The following is a 16,244-nucleotide window of genomic DNA, read 5'->3' as shown; positions in this document are numbered from 1 at the left end:
TATAATTCCAGAGTCTCAATATAAAGCGATAAAGCCAGACCACATGGATCCACTACTTGCCGCCGTCGACCTTGGGTCGAACAGCTTTCGACTTTCCATCGGCCGCGTCGTGCAGCAAGAAGGCAATGCGCAAATCTACGCCGTCGACCGGCTGAAAGAGTCGGTTCGGCTGGCGGCGGGGCTGGATGCCTCCAATGTGCTCGCCGAAGACGCCATCGAACGCGCCATCGCCGTACTGCATCGCTACGGGGAGCGGCTGGCGGGCTTTCCCGAGCACAGCGTGCGGGCCGTGGCCACCAACACCTTCCGCGTGGCGCGCAATGTGTCCGAGTTTCTGCCGCGCGCCGAGAAAGCGCTGGGCTTTCCCATCGAGATCATCGCCGGGCACGAAGAGGCGCGCCTTATTTTTTCAGGCGTGGCCAACGAGCTTCCACCCTCGCCGAACCGGCGGCTGGTCATCGACATCGGCGGCGGTTCGACAGAAGTCATCATCGGCAAAGGCTACGAACCCCAGCGGCTGGCCTCCCTGTACATGGGGTGCGTCAGCTTTACGCAACGTTTTTTCGCCAACGGCCGCATCACCGCCGCCCGCATGGAACAGGCGCAGCTGGCGGCCCGCCAGGAACTGGAAAGCATTTCCAGGCAATACCGGAAAGCCGGCTGGCAGGAAGCCTATGGTTCTTCAGGCACGGCCAAAGGCATTCTGGCCGTGCTGCAGGATGCCGGCCTTTCTAAAAAAGGCATCACCCTCGATGGCATGGAAAAGCTCAAGGCCCAGCTCGTCAAGGACGGCAAGGCCAATGTGGCCAACCTTCCGGGGCTGAAAGTATCGCGCGCGCCCGTCCTGGCCGGCGGGCTGGCCATTATGCTGGCGGCCTTCCAGGAGCTGAAGATCGACGTCATGCTGCCTGGCGAAGGCGCATTGCGCGTCGGAGTGCTGTACGACCTGCTGGGCCGCGACCTGCAGCACGACAAACGCGACGAAACCGCCAGGCAGTTCATCAAGCGCTACAACACCGATGCACGCCAGGCGGCGCGCGTGCGACAGATCGCGCTGGACCTGTACCGCCCCCTGGCCATCGACGAACGCGAAAAAGAGGCATTCGCCAAAACCCTGGGCTGGGCGGCGACCCTGCACGAAATCGGCATGTCCATCGCCCACGCCGACTACCACAAGCACAGCGCCTACATTCTCGAACACGCCGACATGCCCGGGTTCTCGAACGACGACCAGATCCTGCTGGCATGGTTTGCGCTATGCCACCGCGGCAAGCTGAACAAGTCGAAACCCCAGGACATAACGCTTGCGCAATGGCTGACCTTGCTCTGCCTGCGCCTGGCGGTGCTGTTGTCGCGCAGCCGGGAAAACCTGAGCACCCTGCCGCTCAAGGTAAAAACGCAGGGCGGCGCCATCGAGCTTGCCGCCAAGAAGTCCTGGCTGGCGACGCACGCCCTGTCGGCATATTCGCTGCGCGCCGAGGCCGCCGAATGGCGGAAAAACGGCTTCGACTTTACGCTACGGGAAGTTTAGGGGTTGCCGCCGCCAACGGGGCCTCGCGCGGGCTTTGACGGTAAGGCGCCTAGGCCTTAGGGCCTGTTGACAGGCCTTAATCCAGACCGAAATGGCGCCGGTAGCGGGGATCCATTTTTTCGAGATCGAGCAGCACAGGAAAATCGGCCGCGTTGAAATCGGGGTCCCAGGCCGGCTCGCCACAAATGGAAGCCCCCAGCTGCAGATAGCCCTTGATGAGGGGCGGCACGCGGGCCGGCAGTTCGCTGTTGAGGCGCTCGACCGGATACCGGTGCCGGGGAACGATGACCGGCTGATCCTTGTTGTCGCGCAGCATCTTGCTGGCACGCCGCCAGACTTCGGCGGCGGTGACGCCGTCGTCGCGCAGGCTGACGCTGGCGCAGCCCAGCACATACTGGAAGCCCACCTGCTGCATCAGCGCGGCAATGCCCGACCACAGCAGCATGATGACCGACCCATTGCGGTAGTCGGCATGAATGCAGGAACGCCCGACCTCGGCCATGCGGTCGCGGATGGAGTCCAGGGCGGAAATATCGAATTCGGATTCGGAGTAATAGCCGCCCGCCTTCACGGCATTGGCCGGCGTAAGCAAGCGGTAGGTGCCCACCACGCGGCCAGAGTCGTACTCCTTGACCATGACATGCTCGCACCAAGGGTCGAAGCGGTCGGAATCCAGCCCATCGACCGCATCGGGGAACACGGCGTTCATTTCCTCGGTGAACACCTTGTAACGCAAACGCTGAATCGCCTCGAGCTCTTCGTTGGTGCGGGCAAGCCCCATGACAAGCCCGCCTCCCGAAGGATTGGCCCAAGCGGCCGAGTTCTCGGCATCAGGTTGTACGCGCGCTAGTTCTAGCATAGACAAGACTCCACAAACATTCTGCAATTATGCCCGCTAAATGTTTCAAGTATTCGAACTCTAAGTTACCGCTTTGTTAAATTAACCGCAACCAGCTCGCGCACTCCCTGTTCGGCCAATGCAACATCTTCGGCCTCGACCATGAGACGCAGCTTGGGCTCGGTGCCCGAGGCCCGGATCAGCACCCTGCCCCGCCCCTGCAGCCGCTGCTCGACCCGCCGGGCGGCCTCTTGCAGACCCTCGTGCGTCTGCCAGTCCACGCCGGGATCGAGCGGCACGTTCACCATTTTTTGCGGATACATTTTCAGATCCGCCACCTGATCGGCCAGCGTCGCGCCGCTGCGGCGCATGCCGGTCAGGACCTGCAGCGCGGCGATGATGCCGTCGCCGGTCGTGTGGCGGTCGAGGCACAGCAAGTGGCCCGAGCTTTCGCCGCCATACAGCCAGCCATGTTTCTGCATGGCTTCCAGCACGTAGCGGTCGCCCACCTTGGCGCGCTCGAACGGCACGCCCAGGCGCTGCATTTCCTTCTCGAAGCCGAAGTTGGTCATCAAGGTGCCCGCCACGCCCTGAACCGGGCCCAGGGCCATGCGGTCGCGCACGATGGCGTACAGCAACTCGTCGCCGTTATACAGGCGGCCGGAAGCATCGACCATTTGCAGGCGATCCGCATCACCGTCCAGGGCGATGCCGACGGCGGCGTTCTGCGCCCGGACTTCCTCGATGAGGCGTTCAGGATGCAGGGCGCCCACGTCCTTGTTGATATTGAAGCCGTCCGGCTGGCAGCCAATGGCGAACACCTCGGCGCCCAGTTCACGAAAAACCGGAGGCGCGATATGGTAGGCCGCGCCGTGGGCGGCATCGACCACGATTTTCATGCCCGACAGATCCAGCTCGTTGGGAAACGTGCTTTTGCAAAACTCGATATAGCGTCCGGCAGCATCGTCGATGCGGCGCGCCCGCCCCAGCGCCTCGGAGCCGACGCAACCCAGGGGCCCGTCGATGGCGGCTTCTATCTGCGCTTCGATTTCGTCGGGCAGCTTCATGCCCTGGGCGGAGAAGAACTTGATGCCGTTGTCGTTGTAGGGGTTGTGCGAGGCGCTGATGACAATGCCGGCCACCAGCCGCAGCGCGCGGGTCAGGTATGCCACGGCGGGAGTTGGAATAGGCCCGGCCAGCAGCACATCGACCCCGGCCGCCGACAGGCCGGCTTCCAGCGCCGATTCGAGCATATAGCCCGAAATACGGGTGTCCTTGCCGATGATGACCGTGGGGCGGCCTCGTTCCGGGCTATGCCGCTGCGCGAGTACGCGTCCGGCCGCATGACCGAGCCGCAGGGCAAATTCGGGGTTGATGGTCGGCCCGCCGACCTCGCCGCGCACACCGTCGGTGCCGAAATACTTGCGCTCACTCATTCATGTACCCCATGTTCTATGGTTTGCCATACCTTGATGGCGTCGACGGTTGCGGCGACATCGTGCACCCGCAGCATCTGCGCTCCGCGGACGACCCCGGCCAGCGCTCCGGCAATGCTGCCCCCCAGGCGCTGCGCGGCCGGACGGCCGGTAACGTGGCCGATCATCGACTTGCGGGACAGCGCCACCAGCCAGGGATAGGAATCGAAGCGCAATTGCCGCAAATTCTGTAATAAAAAATAATTTTGCCCGGCGGTCTTGCCGAAGCCGAAACCGGGATCCAGAAGTATACGCCTGCGGTCCACGCCTTTTTCCTCCAGGGCGGCCACCCTTTCCTGCAGGAAGCGCCGGACTTCGCCCACGACATCGTCGTAATGCGGTGCCGCCTGCATGGTGCGCGGCTCGCCCTGCATGTGCATGACGCACAGGCCGCAGCGAGAGTCCGCCACGGCGTCGAGCGCGCCCGGCTGGCGGAAGCCGTAGATGTCGTTGATCATGTCCGCCCCGGCATCCAGGACCCGGCTCATGACCTGGGGCTTGAAGGTGTCGATGGAAATCGGCACGCCGGCGGCTCGGAGCCCTTCGATGACGGGCAGCAGGCGGTTCAGCTCTTCCTGGACGGACACCGGGTCGGCGCCGGGACGCGTGGACTCGGCGCCGATATCCAGGATGTCGGCGCCTTCCTGGACAAGCCGGCGGGCATGGGCAATGGCCGCATCGGTTTCGAAATGCAGGGAGCCGTCGGAAAAGGAGTCGGGGGTGACGTTGACGATCCCCATGACAAGCGGGCGCTCAAGCGGCAACTCGAAGCGCCCGCAAAGCAAGATCGGACTCATTGACGCGGTTCTGGCGTAGCCTTAGGGCCTGTTAACAGGCCCTAAACCGGCTTGGCAGCCGCGCTGCCGCCATCGCCCACGGGAGACACGCCGGCGGGCGGCTTGCTGTTGGGCGTATCGGACGACGAGGAATCGAAGTTCTTGGGGGGACGCGGAGCGCGGCCCTGCATGATGTCTTCGATTTGATCGGCATCGATGGTTTCCCATTCGAGCAGCGCGCCGGCCATGGCTTCCATTTTGTCGCGGTTGGACTCGATGATGTTGCGGGCTACCGAATACTGCTGGTCGATGATGGCGCGGATTTCCTGATCCACCTTTTGCATGGTGGACTCGGACACGTGCGTGGTCTTGGTAACGCTGCGGCCCAGGAAGACTTCGCCCTCGTTTTCGGCATACACCACCGGCCCCAGGGAGTCGGTCATGCCGTAGCGCGTGACGATGTCGCGGGCGATGGCCGTGGCGCGCTCGAAGTCGTTGGAGGCGCCGGTGGTCATTTGATGCATGAAGACTTCTTCGGCGATGCGGCCCCCGAACAGCACGGCAATGGTATTGAGCAGGCGCTCTTTGTCCATGCTGTAGCGGTCGCCTTCGGGCAACTGCATGGTGACGCCCAGGGCCCGGCCGCGAGGAATGATGGTGACCTTGTGGACCGGATCGGTCTTGGGCAGGCTGCGCGCCACCAGGGCATGGCCCGATTCGTGGTAGGCCGTGTTCTTGCGCTCTTCCTCGGGCATGACCAATGCGCGCCGCTCGGCGCCCATGATGATCTTGTCCTTGGCCTTTTCGAAGTCGCTCATGTCGACCGTGCGGCCATTGCGCCGCGCCGCGAACAAGGCGGCCTCGTTGACCAGGTTGGCCAGGTCCGCGCCCGAGAAGCCGGGAGTGCCGCGGGCCAGGATGAGGGCGTCGACGTCTTGCGACAAGGGCACCTTGCGCATGTGGACCTTGAGGATTTGCTCGCGGCCGCGGATATCGGGCAGCGACACAACGACCTGGCGGTCGAAGCGGCCGGGCCGCAGCAATGCCGGGTCGAGCACGTCGGGACGGTTGGTGGCGGCGATGACCAATACGCCCTGGCCGGTTTCAAAACCGTCCATTTCGACCAGCAGCTGGTTGAGCGTTTGTTCGCGTTCGTCGTTGCCGCCGCCCAGGCCGGCGCCGCGCTGGCGGCCCACGGCATCGATTTCGTCGATGAAAATGATGCAGGGCGCCTGCTTTTTGGCGTTTTCGAACATGTCGCGCACGCGGGCCGCGCCCACGCCGACGAACATTTCGACGAAATCGGAGCCCGAAATGCTGAAGAACGGCACCTTGGCTTCGCCGGCGATGGCCTTGGCCAGCAGGGTTTTACCCGTTCCGGGCGAACCCACCAGCAGCACGCCGCGGGGGATGCGGCCGCCCAGGCGCTGGAATTTGGTTGGGTCGCGCAGGAAATCGACCAGTTCGCGCACGTCTTCCTTGGCCTCGTCGCAGCCCGCGACGTCCGCAAAGGTGATGTTGTTGGTGTTTTCGTCCATCATGCGGGCGCGCGACTTGCCGAAGCTGAACGCCCCGCCCTTGCCGCCGCCCTGCATTTGCCGCATGAAGAAGATCCATACGCCGATGAGCAGCAGCATGGGGAACCAGGAAACGAACAGGCTGGTCAGGAAGGACGGTTCTTCGCGCGCCTTGCCGGAAACCTGCACGCCGTATTTGACGAGCTCGGGCACCATCCAGAGATCGCCGGGCGAAGTCAGGCTGTAGGAGCGCCCCGAATCGGGGGTGACGTAAAGGGTGTCGCCCTGGATATCGACCTTGTTGATGCGGCCAGCCTGCGCATCGTTCATGAACTGGGTGTAGCTTACGGTATCTGTGGAGGCGACATGCCCGTCGAACTGCTTGAAAACAGTAAACAGAACGAGAGCGATCACCATCCAGACCGCCACCTTGGAAAACGAGTTGTTCAAAGCCATCTCCTGCTTGTGACCACGACCTGTAAGCACCGCCCCGCAATACAGCGGCCATACAAGCAATTTCAATGATTCATTCTAACCTGATAGCAAGAACGATGCTGGGAAAACCCCAAGAATCACCCCGGCAAACCACTTACGCCCGTTTCCGGACAAACCGGGCGTTTTTCCATCCTGGAGCCCGTCAACCCTTATCGAGGAGTCGCCTTGACAAGGGTTTTGACTAGCCCCGCCGCTTCAGGCGGCGGCCGACCAGGAAGGTTTCGGCGGATTTGTCGCGTGAAGCCTTGGGCTTGCGCTCGACGACGCGTTCGAAATGCTTCTTGAACGATTCGACGATTTGCGAAAACCCGCTGCCATGAAACGCCTTGACGATGAGCGCCCCGTCGGCCTTCAAATGCCGGCACGAAAAATCGAGCGCCAAGTCGCATACGTGCTGGATGCGCGCGGAATCGGCCGACCCTACCCCGGATAAATTGGGGGCCATGTCGGAAATTACAAGATCCACCTGCTGCTCGCCAACCAATTGTTGCAATTGCTGGAGCACGGACTCTTCGCGAAAATCGCCCTGGATGAATTCGACGCCGGCGACGGGCTCCATGGGAAGCAGGTCGAGCGCAATGACGCGGCCGTCGATGACCCCGCCCGCCCCCAGCAGGCGCTCGCGGGCGACCTGGGACCAACTGCCCGGGGCCGAGCCAAGATCGACCACGATATCGCCCCGGCGCATGAGCTTTTCGGTATCCAGGATTTCAATGAGCTTGAACGCCGCCCGGGCCCGATAGCCTTTTTGTTGCGCCATTTTGACATACGGGTCGTTTATATGCTGCTGAATCCATTCTTTTGAGAATTTTTTTTTAGCCATTCCCGTACAATCTCGTTATGTCCAAACTAGAAATTACTTCCCAGGAGCGCAGCGCCTTACGCGCCAGCGCCCATCCTTTGCGGGTCGTCGTGCAAATCGGCGACCGCGGCCTGACCGAGCCGGTTCTCAAGGAAATCGAAACCCACCTTGCCGCCCACCAATTGATCAAAATACGCGTCAATGGCGCGGACCGGGACGAACGCGAGGCCATGCTGCAAACCATTTGCGACACCCTGTCGTGCGCCCCGGTGCACCACCTGGGCAAGACGCTTATTGTGTACCGCCCCGATGCCGCCGCCGTTAAAGCCGAAGCCGAGGCCCGCAACGCCACGCGCGCCATCCGCAAACCCAACGAGCCCTACACGCCCAAGAAACAGGCCGCCACCGGCGCCAGCCTTAGCCGCAAGGGCGAAATCGCCAAACGAGCCGCCCAAAAAACCGAGCGCCTGGAAAACGCGGCGCCCAAGGCGCGCCGCGCCCAGGCCGCCGACACCCCGGCGCATCGCATTCCGCGCCGCGCGGGCAGCGCCCTTTCGTTGCGGGCCGGAGCCCGGCGCAGCAGCACAAAACGCTGATGACACCCTGAAAACATTTAAAGCCCGACAAATTGTGCGGGCTTTTTCTTTTTACCTTCGCTTCCCGGCGCCGGCCAACGGCGAAACCGCGGCGAATCAGGGACATTTTACACGGCTGGCAGGCCGTTTTGCCTGGATTGCGAATCAACCAGACAGCGCGCTTCAAATATAGCTGACGGTCAGGACCTCGTATTCGCGCAGGCCGGCCGGGGCCTGCACCTCGACCACGTCGCCTTCGGACTTGCCGATAAGGGCGCGGGCCACCGGGCTGGAGACGGAAATGCGGTTGGAGCGGATGTCGGCCTCGACATCGCCCACGATTTGATACGTGACGCGCTCGCCGGATTCGAGGTCCTCGATTTCGACCGTGGCGCCGAACACGGCCTTGCCTTCGACGTCCAGCGCCGAAGGATCGATGATTTGCGCATTGGAAAGCGTGCTTTCCAGCTCTTTGATGCGGCCTTCCACAAAAGCCTGGCGCTCACGGGCGGCGTCGTACTCGGCGTTCTCGGAGAGATCGCCCTGGGCGCGCGCTTCGGCAATGGCATTGATGATTTCGGGTCGCTCGATGGTTTTCAAACGATGCAACTCTTTTTGCAAGCGCTCAGCGCCGCTGGTTGTCAACGGGATCGCAGACATAACATTCCTGAATCAAAAGTAAAAAGACGCCCCCCAAGAAGGGGCGCCCCATAATTAATTAAGCGAAAGCGCAGAATGCCTTTCGGAGGATGCAAGCCCGTGGAACCGTTGGATTTTTATGTCTATTTACAACAGGTTTGCAGGGCTCAAAGTAAATCCCCGACGGTATGAATGCCGGGGATCTGGATGTATTGTCGGCAATGTTGGCATAAATTGCAAGCCCCCCGGCATAAAGCGGGGGAGCCTCGCCAGGAGGGCCTATGAATCGGCCCCGGGATGGCTTGTTTCCAGGTTTTTCAGGCCTTGCCGCGGCTGCCTATGCGCAGCAAGGCGTACAGGATGATGGCGCCGAAGGTGGCCGTGCCGATGCCGTCGAGCTTGAACGCCCCGAACTGCACCGAGAAATTCCCGGCGCCCAGCACCAGTGTGACCGCCGCGACGATAAGGTTGCGGTTGTCGCCGAAATCCACCTGGTTGACCACCCAGATGCGCGCGCCGGCCACGGCGATCAGCCCGAACACGACGATGGACATGCCGCCCAGAACCGGCCCCGGTATCGTCTGGATCAGCGCGCCGAACTTGGGGGAAAAGCCGAGCAGAATGGCGATGATCGCCGCCAGCACGAAAACCAGGGTGGAATAGATGCGGGTAACCGTCATGACCCCGATGTTCTCGGCATAGGTCGTGACGCCGGTGCCGCCCACCGCTCCCGACACCATGGTCGCCACGCCGTCGCCGACAAAGGCGCGGCCCAGGTAGACGTCGAGGTTGCGGCCGGTCATGGCGCTGACCGCCTTGATGTGCCCCAGGTTCTCGGCCACCAGGATGATGGCCACCGGCACGATGACGCTGATGGCATGGGTCTCGAACACCGGGCTGGAAAAATGCGGCAGGCCCACCCAGGCCGCAGCGGCCACGCCGCTGAAGTCGATGGGCTTGCCCAGCCCCAGGCCATTGGTGAATACGGCGTAGATCACGCACGCCAGCAGCAACCCCACCAGAATCAGCAGGCGCTGGGCCGTACCGCGGGTGTATACGGCGATGGCGCCCACGCACAACACCGTCATCAGGGCCATCAAGGCCTCGAAGGTGGAGCCGCCCATGGCTCCCTTGGCGGCGATGGGCGCCAGGTTCAGCCCGATGACGGCGACAATGGCGCCGGTCACGACCGGTGGCATCCAGCGGTCTATCCATTCGGCCGCGCCTCCGGTGCGCACATTGACCAGCCACACCAGCAGGCCGATTGCCGTATAGACCAGGCCGCAAACAATGATGGCGCCCAGGGCCACGCCGATATTGGCATTGAGGCCCGCCCCCGTATATCCGGTGACGGCGATGACGCCGCCGATGAAGGCAAAACTCGACCCCAGGTAGCTGGGAACCCTCCCCCCCACGAACACGAAGAAGATCAGCGTGCCCACCCCCGACATGAGGATGGCGAGATTGGGATCGAAGCCCATGAGCAGCGGTGCAAGTATGGTGGAGCCGAACATGGCGACGACGTGCTGGGCGCCCATGGCGATGTTCTGCGGCCAGGACAGCCTTTCATCGGGCTGCACGACGACGGCCTGCGCCCCGCCCTGCACCTGGCGCCACCGGGGAAAATAGGAATTTGACATTGCGATGCCTTATTGTTCAATGATTATCGAGGATGTCCGCGACAAAACCGGAAGCCGGGGCGGCTTTCACCGCCCACGCTCCCTGGATGCCGGCGACGGCGAAAGTGTAAGGTCGGCGACATCCCGCCGCAAGGTTTATATTGCATGTTTCGGATTCCGCCCATTCCCCCGAATACATCTTGCACCATGAAAAAGTACCCGCCGACCATCGCCTGCCCCTGCGGCGGCCTTCCCGCCGGAGCCTCGTTTGCGGACTGCTGCGAACCCTATGTAAGCGGCCGGCTGCCGGCCCCCACCGCCGAAGCGCTGATGCGCTCGCGCTATACCGCCTACACCCTGGGCGATGAGCCTTATCTCCTGGCAAGCTGGCACGCGTCCACCCGGCCTTCGCAACTGGACCTGGACCCGCCCGGACAGCCCCACGGCGCCCGCTGGCTTGGGCTTGCCGTGCATCGCCATGAGCAGACCGGTCCGGATGGCGCCGTGGTCGAATTCACCGCCCGGTGGCGCGAGGGCGGCAAGGCGCGGCGCATGACGGAAACCAGCCGTTTCGTGCGCGAAGACGGCCGCTGGTTCTACGTCGACGGCAAGATGAAGGACGAGTGAAGAACTCCGGCCCAAGGGCCGGAGCTTCTCCGCCACGATACGGAGGCGCGTGGTCAGGCGGACGGCGCGCGCGGCTTGCGCTTGCGGCGCACGGCGAAGTAATCGTAGACGCGGTTCGGCACGCAACGCAGCAGCCTGGCCACCCAGGCCATCTGCCAGGGTATGACCTTGTACGAGACCCCGCGGTCGATGGCCCGCGCCGCTTGTTCGGCGAAAGCTTCCACCGGCATCAGGAACGGCATTTTGTAGGGATTGTGCGCCGTCATGGGGGTGCGGATGAAGCCCGGCGCAAGCGTGACCACCTTGACCCCGTAAGGGCGCAGTTCCACCCTCAGGCTTTCGCAGTAATTGCGCACGGCCGCCTTGGACGCACTGTAGGCGCCGGCACCCGGCAAGCCCCGCACGGCCGCCACGCTGGACACGCCCACCAGGGCGCCCCGCCCCCGCTGCTTCATGGCAGTCACGAAAGGCTCGAAGGTCGCAACCGTGGCGTTGAGGTTGGTGGCCATGATGGCTTCGAACACGCGAAAATCGTCCAGCTCTTCGGTAAGGGTGCCGGCGCTGATGCCAGCGCTGGCCACCACCACATCGACCGAACCACCCGCAAGAAAATCACGGGCCGCCGAATGCAGGGCGGCCCTGTCGCGCACATCCAGCACGTAGATGTCGTGCGCGCCCGGCAACGCGGCCCGCACTGCCTCGAGCCTGTCGAGATTGCGCCCCACCAGGCCCAGGCGCGCCCCGCGCCGCGCATAAATCAAAGCGAGCGCGGCGCCTATGCCGCTGCTCGCTCCGGTAATGAACACGCGGCTCATGCGCACTCAGGCTGCGTCAGCGCAGCGATTCATGCAGTTGCTGCAGCGGATACACCTTGAGGCCGCCGCCCTGGCGGATGTACTGCAGCCCCTCGACCGCCGCCCGGGCGCCGGCGATGGTGGTGAAGAACGTAACGCGCTCGGCCAGCGACACGATGCGGATGGTGCGCGAATCGGCAATGGCATTGCGCCGTTCTTCAACGGTATTGATGACCAGCGCGATTTCCTTGTTCTTGACCATGTCGACGATGTGCGGACGGCCCTCGGTGACCTTGTTGACCACCTGCACCGCCAGGCCGGCCTGCTCGATGGCGGCCGCCGTGCCGCGCGTGGCGACAATGGTGAAGCCAAGATCGATGAGGCCACGGGCGACTTCGACCGCCTTGGGCTTGTCTTGCGCGCGCACGCTGATGAACGCCACGCCCGACGACGGCAGCCGCACCCCGGCCGCCAGTTGCGACTTGACGAAGGCTTCGCCGAAGCTTTCGCCCACGCCCATGACTTCGCCCGTGGATTTCATTTCGGGGCCCAGTATGGTGTCCACGCCCGGGAACTTGACGAACGGGAATACGGCTTCCTTGACCGAGAAATACGGAAGAATGATTTCGCGCGTGACGCCTTGCTCGGCCAGGTTGCGGCCGGTCATGACCCTGGCCGCCAGCTTGGCCAATTGCAGCCCGGTCGCCTTGGAGACGAAGGGCACCGTGCGCGATGCGCGGGGGTTCACCTCGAGCACGTAGACGTCGCCGTCCTGCACCGCGAACTGGACGTTCATGAGGCCTTTGACGTTGAGCGCCCTGGCCATGAGGGCCGTCTGCCGCTTGATTTCCGCAATGATGTCCTGCGACAGGGAGTAGGGAGGCAGGCTGCAGGCGGAATCGCCCGAGTGCACGCCGGCCTGCTCGATGTGTTCCATGACGCCGGCAATATAGACCTGTTCACCGTCGGCGATGCAGTCGACGTCGACTTCGGTGGCATTGTTCAGGAAGTGATCCAGCAGCACCGGAGAGTCGTTGCTGACCTTGACCGCTTCGCGCATATAGCGTTCCAGGTCCTGCTGTTCGTGCACGATTTCCATGGCCCGGCCGCCCAGCACATAGCTGGGCCGCACCACCAGGGGATAGCCGATTTCGGCGGCATGCGCCAAGGCCTCGCCCTCGGTGCGGGCGGTGCGGTTGGGCGGCTGGCGCAGGCCCAGTTTGGTAAGCAGCTTCTGGAAGCGCTCGCGGTCTTCGGCCACGTCGATGGACTCGGGGCTGGTGCCGATGATGGGCACGCCGTTGGCTTCGAGCGCCCGCGCCAGCTTCAGGGGCGTTTGGCCGCCGTACTGGACGATCGTGCCGACCGGGTTTTCCTTGTGCACGATCTCGAGCACGTCTTCCAGGGTAAGCGGTTCGAAATACAGGCGGTCGGAAGTGTCGTAGTCGGTGGACACGGTTTCGGGGTTGCAGTTGACCATGATGGTTTCGTAGCCATCTTCACGCAACGCCAGCGCCGCATGCACGCAGCAATAATCGAATTCGATGCCCTGGCCGATGCGGTTCGGCCCGCCGCCCAGCACGATGATTTTCTTGCGGTCGGTGGGCGCCGCCTCGCACTCTTCCTCGTAGGTGGAGTACATATAGGCGGTCTTGGTGGCGAACTCGGCCGCGCAGGTGTCCACGCGCTTATAGACCGGCCGCACGTCGAGCTGGTGGCGCAGCTTGCGCACCTCGCCCTCGGAAGTATCCAGCAGGAAGGCCAGGCGGCGGTCGGAAAACCCGCGGCGCTTCAGTTCGCGCACCGTGGCCTGGTCGAGGTCGGCCAGTGTTTTCTGCTCGAGCGCGAGCTCGATGTCGACGATTTCCTTGATCTGGGCCAGGAACCACGGATCGATGCGAGTGAGCGAATGCACTTCGTCCAGGCTGAAGCCCTGGGCGAAGGCGTCGCCCACGTACCAGATGCGCTCGGGGCCGGGCTCGCCCAGCTCGACCTGCAGTTTCTCGCGGTCGGTGGTTTTCTGGTTCAGCCCGTCGACGCCCACTTCCAGGCCGCGCAAGGCCTTCTGGAAGGACTCCTGGAAGGTGCGGCCTATGGCCATGACCTCGCCCACGGATTTCATCTGCGTGGTCAGGCGCGAATCGGCCTGGGGGAATTTTTCGAAGGCGAAACGGGGCACCTTGGTGACCACGTAGTCGATGGAAGGCTCGAACGACGCAGGCGTTGCGCCGCCCGTGATTTCGTTTTGCAGTTCATCGAGCGTATAGCCGACCGCCAGGCGGGCCGCCACCTTGGCGATGGGAAAGCCGGTGGCCTTGGAGGCCAGGGCCGAAGAACGCGACACGCGCGGATTCATCTCGATGACGATCATGCGCCCGTTATCGGGGTTGACGGCGAACTGCACGTTGGATCCGCCGGTATCGACGCCGATTTCGCGCAAGACCGCGATGGAGGCGTTGCGCATGATTTGATATTCTTTGTCGGTCAGCGTCTGCGCCGGCGCCACCGTAATGGAGTCGCCCGTATGCACGCCCATGGGATCCAGGTTCTCGATGGAGCACACGATGATGCAGTTGTCGGCGCTGTCGCGCACGACTTCCATTTCGTATTCCTTCCAGCCCAGCAGCGACTCTTCGATGAGCAGTTCATTGGTGGGCGAAGCCTCCAGGCCGCGCCGGCAGATGGCTTCGAACTCTTCGGGGTTGTAGGCAATGCCGCCGCCCGACCCGCCCAGGGTGAAGCTGGGGCGAATGACGACGGGAAAGCCCGCCGTGCTGGCTTCTTCGGCGATGCGGCGCTGCACGGCCCAGGCCTCGTCCATGGTGTGGGCCACGCCCGACTTGGCCGATTCCAGGCCGATGCTGGTCATGGCCTGCTTGAACTTCTGGCGGTCTTCGGCCTTGTCGATGGCGTGCTCGTTGGCGCCGATGAGTTCGACGCCGTATTTTTCCAGCACGCCGTGGTGGGCCAGGTCGAGCGCGCAGTTAAGCGCGGTCTGGCCGCCCATGGTGGGCAGCAAGGCATCGGGCTTTTCGCGCTCGATGATTTTTTCGACGGCTTCCCAGGTGATGGGCTCGATGTAGGTGACGTCGGCCGTCTCGGGGTCGGTCATGATGGTCGCGGGGTTGCTGTTGACCAGGATGGTGCGGAATCCCTCGGCCTTCAGGGCCTTGCAGGCCTGAGCCCCGGAGTAATCGAATTCGCAGGCCTGCCCGATGACGATGGGGCCTGCGCCAATGATGAGTATGCTTTTTATGTCGGTACGCTTTGGCATAGTGCTGAATTATTTCTGTCCGGCCATGAGGCTGATGAATTTGTCGAATAGCCCAACGATATCGTGGGGGCCGGGGCTGGCCTCGGGGTGGCCCTGAAAGCAGAAGGCCGGCGCGTCGGTAAGCTCGAAGCCCTGCAGCGTGCCGTCGAACAGCGAGACATGCGTGGTGCGGGCATTGGCGGGCAAGGACTTGGCATCGACGGTAAAGCCGTGGTTCTGGCTGGTGATGAACACCCGGCCGGTATCCAGGTCTTGCACCGGATGATTGGCGCCATGGTGGCCGGCCTTCATCTTGAGGGTCTGGCCGCCCAGAGCCAGGCCCATGATTTGCTGCCCCAGGCAGATGCCGAACAACGGGATCTTCCTGCCGATGGCGGTGCGGGCCGTTTCAATGGCGTAGTCGCAGGGCTCGGGGTCGCCGGGGCCGTTGGAAAGGAAGATGCCGTCGGGCTTGAGGGCCAGGACGTCGGCGACGGGCGTTTGGGCCGGCACCAGGGTAATGCGGCACCCCCGGTCGGCGATGAGCCGCAAAATATTGCTTTTGATGCCGAAGTCGTAGGCCACGACATGGAAATCGCTTCCGCCGGGCTGGGTATAGCCCTGCCCCAGCTTCCAGGTGCCTTCGGTCCAGGGCTGGGCGTCCTTGATGGAAACCACCTTGGCCAGATCCTGCCCGGACATGCCCGGAAAACCCTTGGCCAGCGCCACGGCGCGCGGCGCGTCGTCGCCCACCAGAATGCAGGCGCCCTGGGCGCCGCCCTCGCGCAAGATGCGCGTAAGCTTGCGCGTGTCGACGCCGGCGATGGCCACGACACCCTGCGATTTGAGGTAATCGGGCAAGGACTGCGTGGCGCGGAAGCTGGAAACCCGCAACGAGCAATCGCGCACCACCAGGCCGGCGGCATGCACGCGGGAGGACTCGACATCTTCGGGATTGACTCCGGTGTTGCCGATGTGCGGGTAGGTAAGCGTAACGATCTGGCCGTTGTAGCTGGGGTCTGTCAGGATTTCCTGATAGCCAGTCATGGCGGTATTGAACACAACTTCGGCGACGGTATATCCATCGGCGCCGATAGAGACACCCTTGAAGATAGTACCGTCTGCCAAGGCTAGAATTGCAGAAGGAGACGACTTGGTCTCCTCAGGAAAAAGTGACGGCAGCACAGTAAACCCCAGTTATAAAGTCAATGATCAAACCCTCCGATTATACCTTGAGACGGCCATTTTCCCCGGCAACTGCGCCAATCAAGGCCCGGCACGGGTATTCGCGTTGTCAAAGCAG

Annotated in this window: 13 protein-coding genes; 3 read left to right on the top strand and 10 right to left on the bottom strand. The window is 63.1% G+C overall.

Annotated elements, in window-relative coordinates; genetic code table 11:
- Nucleotides 1-43 precede the first annotated feature (43 nt).
- Nucleotides 44-1,531, top strand: a complete 1,488-nt coding sequence (gene ppx / locus VNT00_RS04880) for an exopolyphosphatase (RefSeq protein WP_325585079.1) — start codon at nucleotides 44-46, stop codon at nucleotides 1,529-1,531.
- 76 nt (nucleotides 1,532-1,607) lie between these two features.
- Here ppx and VNT00_RS04875 read toward each other — a convergent pair whose 3' ends face one another.
- From VNT00_RS04875 to VNT00_RS04855, 5 genes are all read right to left on the bottom strand, one after another.
- Nucleotides 1,608-2,390 (bottom strand): GNAT family N-acetyltransferase, encoded by a 783-nt coding sequence (locus VNT00_RS04875; RefSeq protein WP_325585077.1) that lies wholly within the window; start codon nucleotides 2,388-2,390, stop codon nucleotides 1,608-1,610.
- A 65-nt stretch (nucleotides 2,391-2,455) separates the two neighbouring features.
- Nucleotides 2,456-3,805, bottom strand: a complete 1,350-nt coding sequence (gene glmM, locus VNT00_RS04870) for a phosphoglucosamine mutase (protein ID WP_325585075.1) — start codon at nucleotides 3,803-3,805, stop codon at nucleotides 2,456-2,458.
- On the bottom strand, nucleotides 3,802-4,641 hold the full coding sequence (folP, locus tag VNT00_RS04865) for a dihydropteroate synthase (protein WP_325585073.1): 840 nt from the start codon (nucleotides 4,639-4,641) through the stop codon (nucleotides 3,802-3,804). Before folP ends, glmM begins: the two co-directional genes overlap by 4 nt.
- A 41-nt stretch (nucleotides 4,642-4,682) precedes the next feature.
- On the bottom strand, nucleotides 4,683-6,587 hold the full coding sequence (ftsH, locus tag VNT00_RS04860; protein ID WP_325585071.1) for an ATP-dependent zinc metalloprotease FtsH: 1,905 nt from the start codon (nucleotides 6,585-6,587) through the stop codon (nucleotides 4,683-4,685).
- Nucleotides 6,588-6,813: 226 nt separating this feature from the next.
- Nucleotides 6,814-7,455, bottom strand: coding sequence for an RlmE family RNA methyltransferase (locus tag VNT00_RS04855; RefSeq protein WP_325585069.1), 642 nt, complete (start codon nucleotides 7,453-7,455; stop codon nucleotides 6,814-6,816).
- A 17-nt stretch (nucleotides 7,456-7,472) separates the two neighbouring features.
- Between VNT00_RS04855 and VNT00_RS04850 the strand changes: the two genes are divergently transcribed.
- Complete coding sequence (locus tag VNT00_RS04850; protein ID WP_325585068.1) at nucleotides 7,473-8,030, top strand: YhbY family RNA-binding protein; 558 nt, start codon at nucleotides 7,473-7,475, stop codon at nucleotides 8,028-8,030.
- A gap of 162 nt (nucleotides 8,031-8,192) precedes the next feature.
- Here VNT00_RS04850 and greA read toward each other — a convergent pair whose 3' ends face one another.
- Both greA and VNT00_RS04840 read right to left on the bottom strand, forming a co-directional pair.
- Nucleotides 8,193-8,669: a transcription elongation factor GreA gene (gene greA, locus VNT00_RS04845; RefSeq protein WP_325585067.1), complete on the bottom strand. Its 477-nt coding sequence runs from the start codon at nucleotides 8,667-8,669 to the stop codon at nucleotides 8,193-8,195.
- A 296-nt stretch (nucleotides 8,670-8,965) separates the two neighbouring features.
- Nucleotides 8,966-10,288 (bottom strand): solute carrier family 23 protein, encoded by a 1,323-nt coding sequence (locus VNT00_RS04840; protein ID WP_325585066.1) that lies wholly within the window; start codon nucleotides 10,286-10,288, stop codon nucleotides 8,966-8,968.
- A gap of 186 nt (nucleotides 10,289-10,474) precedes the next feature.
- On the opposite strand from VNT00_RS04840, the gene VNT00_RS04835 reads away from it, so the two are divergent.
- Nucleotides 10,475-10,894, top strand: a complete 420-nt coding sequence (locus VNT00_RS04835) for a YchJ family protein (RefSeq protein WP_325585064.1) — start codon at nucleotides 10,475-10,477, stop codon at nucleotides 10,892-10,894.
- 53 nt (nucleotides 10,895-10,947) lie between these two features.
- Here the strand turns inward: VNT00_RS04835 and VNT00_RS04830 are convergent, their stop codons facing one another.
- The 3 genes from VNT00_RS04830 to carA are packed head-to-tail and all read right to left on the bottom strand — an operon-like array spanning nucleotide 10,948 to nucleotide 16,126.
- The gene (locus tag VNT00_RS04830; RefSeq protein ID WP_325585062.1) at nucleotides 10,948-11,709 is read right to left on the bottom strand and encodes an SDR family oxidoreductase; all 762 of its coding nucleotides are present in this window, start codon (nucleotides 11,707-11,709) and stop codon (nucleotides 10,948-10,950) included.
- A gap of 16 nt (nucleotides 11,710-11,725) precedes the next feature.
- Nucleotides 11,726-14,962: a carbamoyl-phosphate synthase large subunit gene (gene carB, locus VNT00_RS04825; RefSeq protein ID WP_325585060.1), complete on the bottom strand. Its 3,237-nt coding sequence runs from the start codon at nucleotides 14,960-14,962 to the stop codon at nucleotides 11,726-11,728.
- A 9-nt stretch (nucleotides 14,963-14,971) separates the two neighbouring features.
- Entirely contained in the window at nucleotides 14,972-16,126 is a 1,155-nt protein-coding gene (carA, locus tag VNT00_RS04820) for a glutamine-hydrolyzing carbamoyl-phosphate synthase small subunit (RefSeq protein WP_414650888.1), read from the bottom strand.
- Nucleotides 16,127-16,244 lie beyond the last annotated feature (118 nt).

Source organism: Eoetvoesiella sp. (assembly GCF_035555955.1).
Taxonomy (GTDB): Bacteria; Pseudomonadota; Gammaproteobacteria; order Burkholderiales; family Burkholderiaceae_B; genus Eoetvoesia.
The sequence above is the reverse complement of the archived record's forward strand: the minus strand, read 5'-3'. Positions and strand labels throughout refer to the sequence as shown.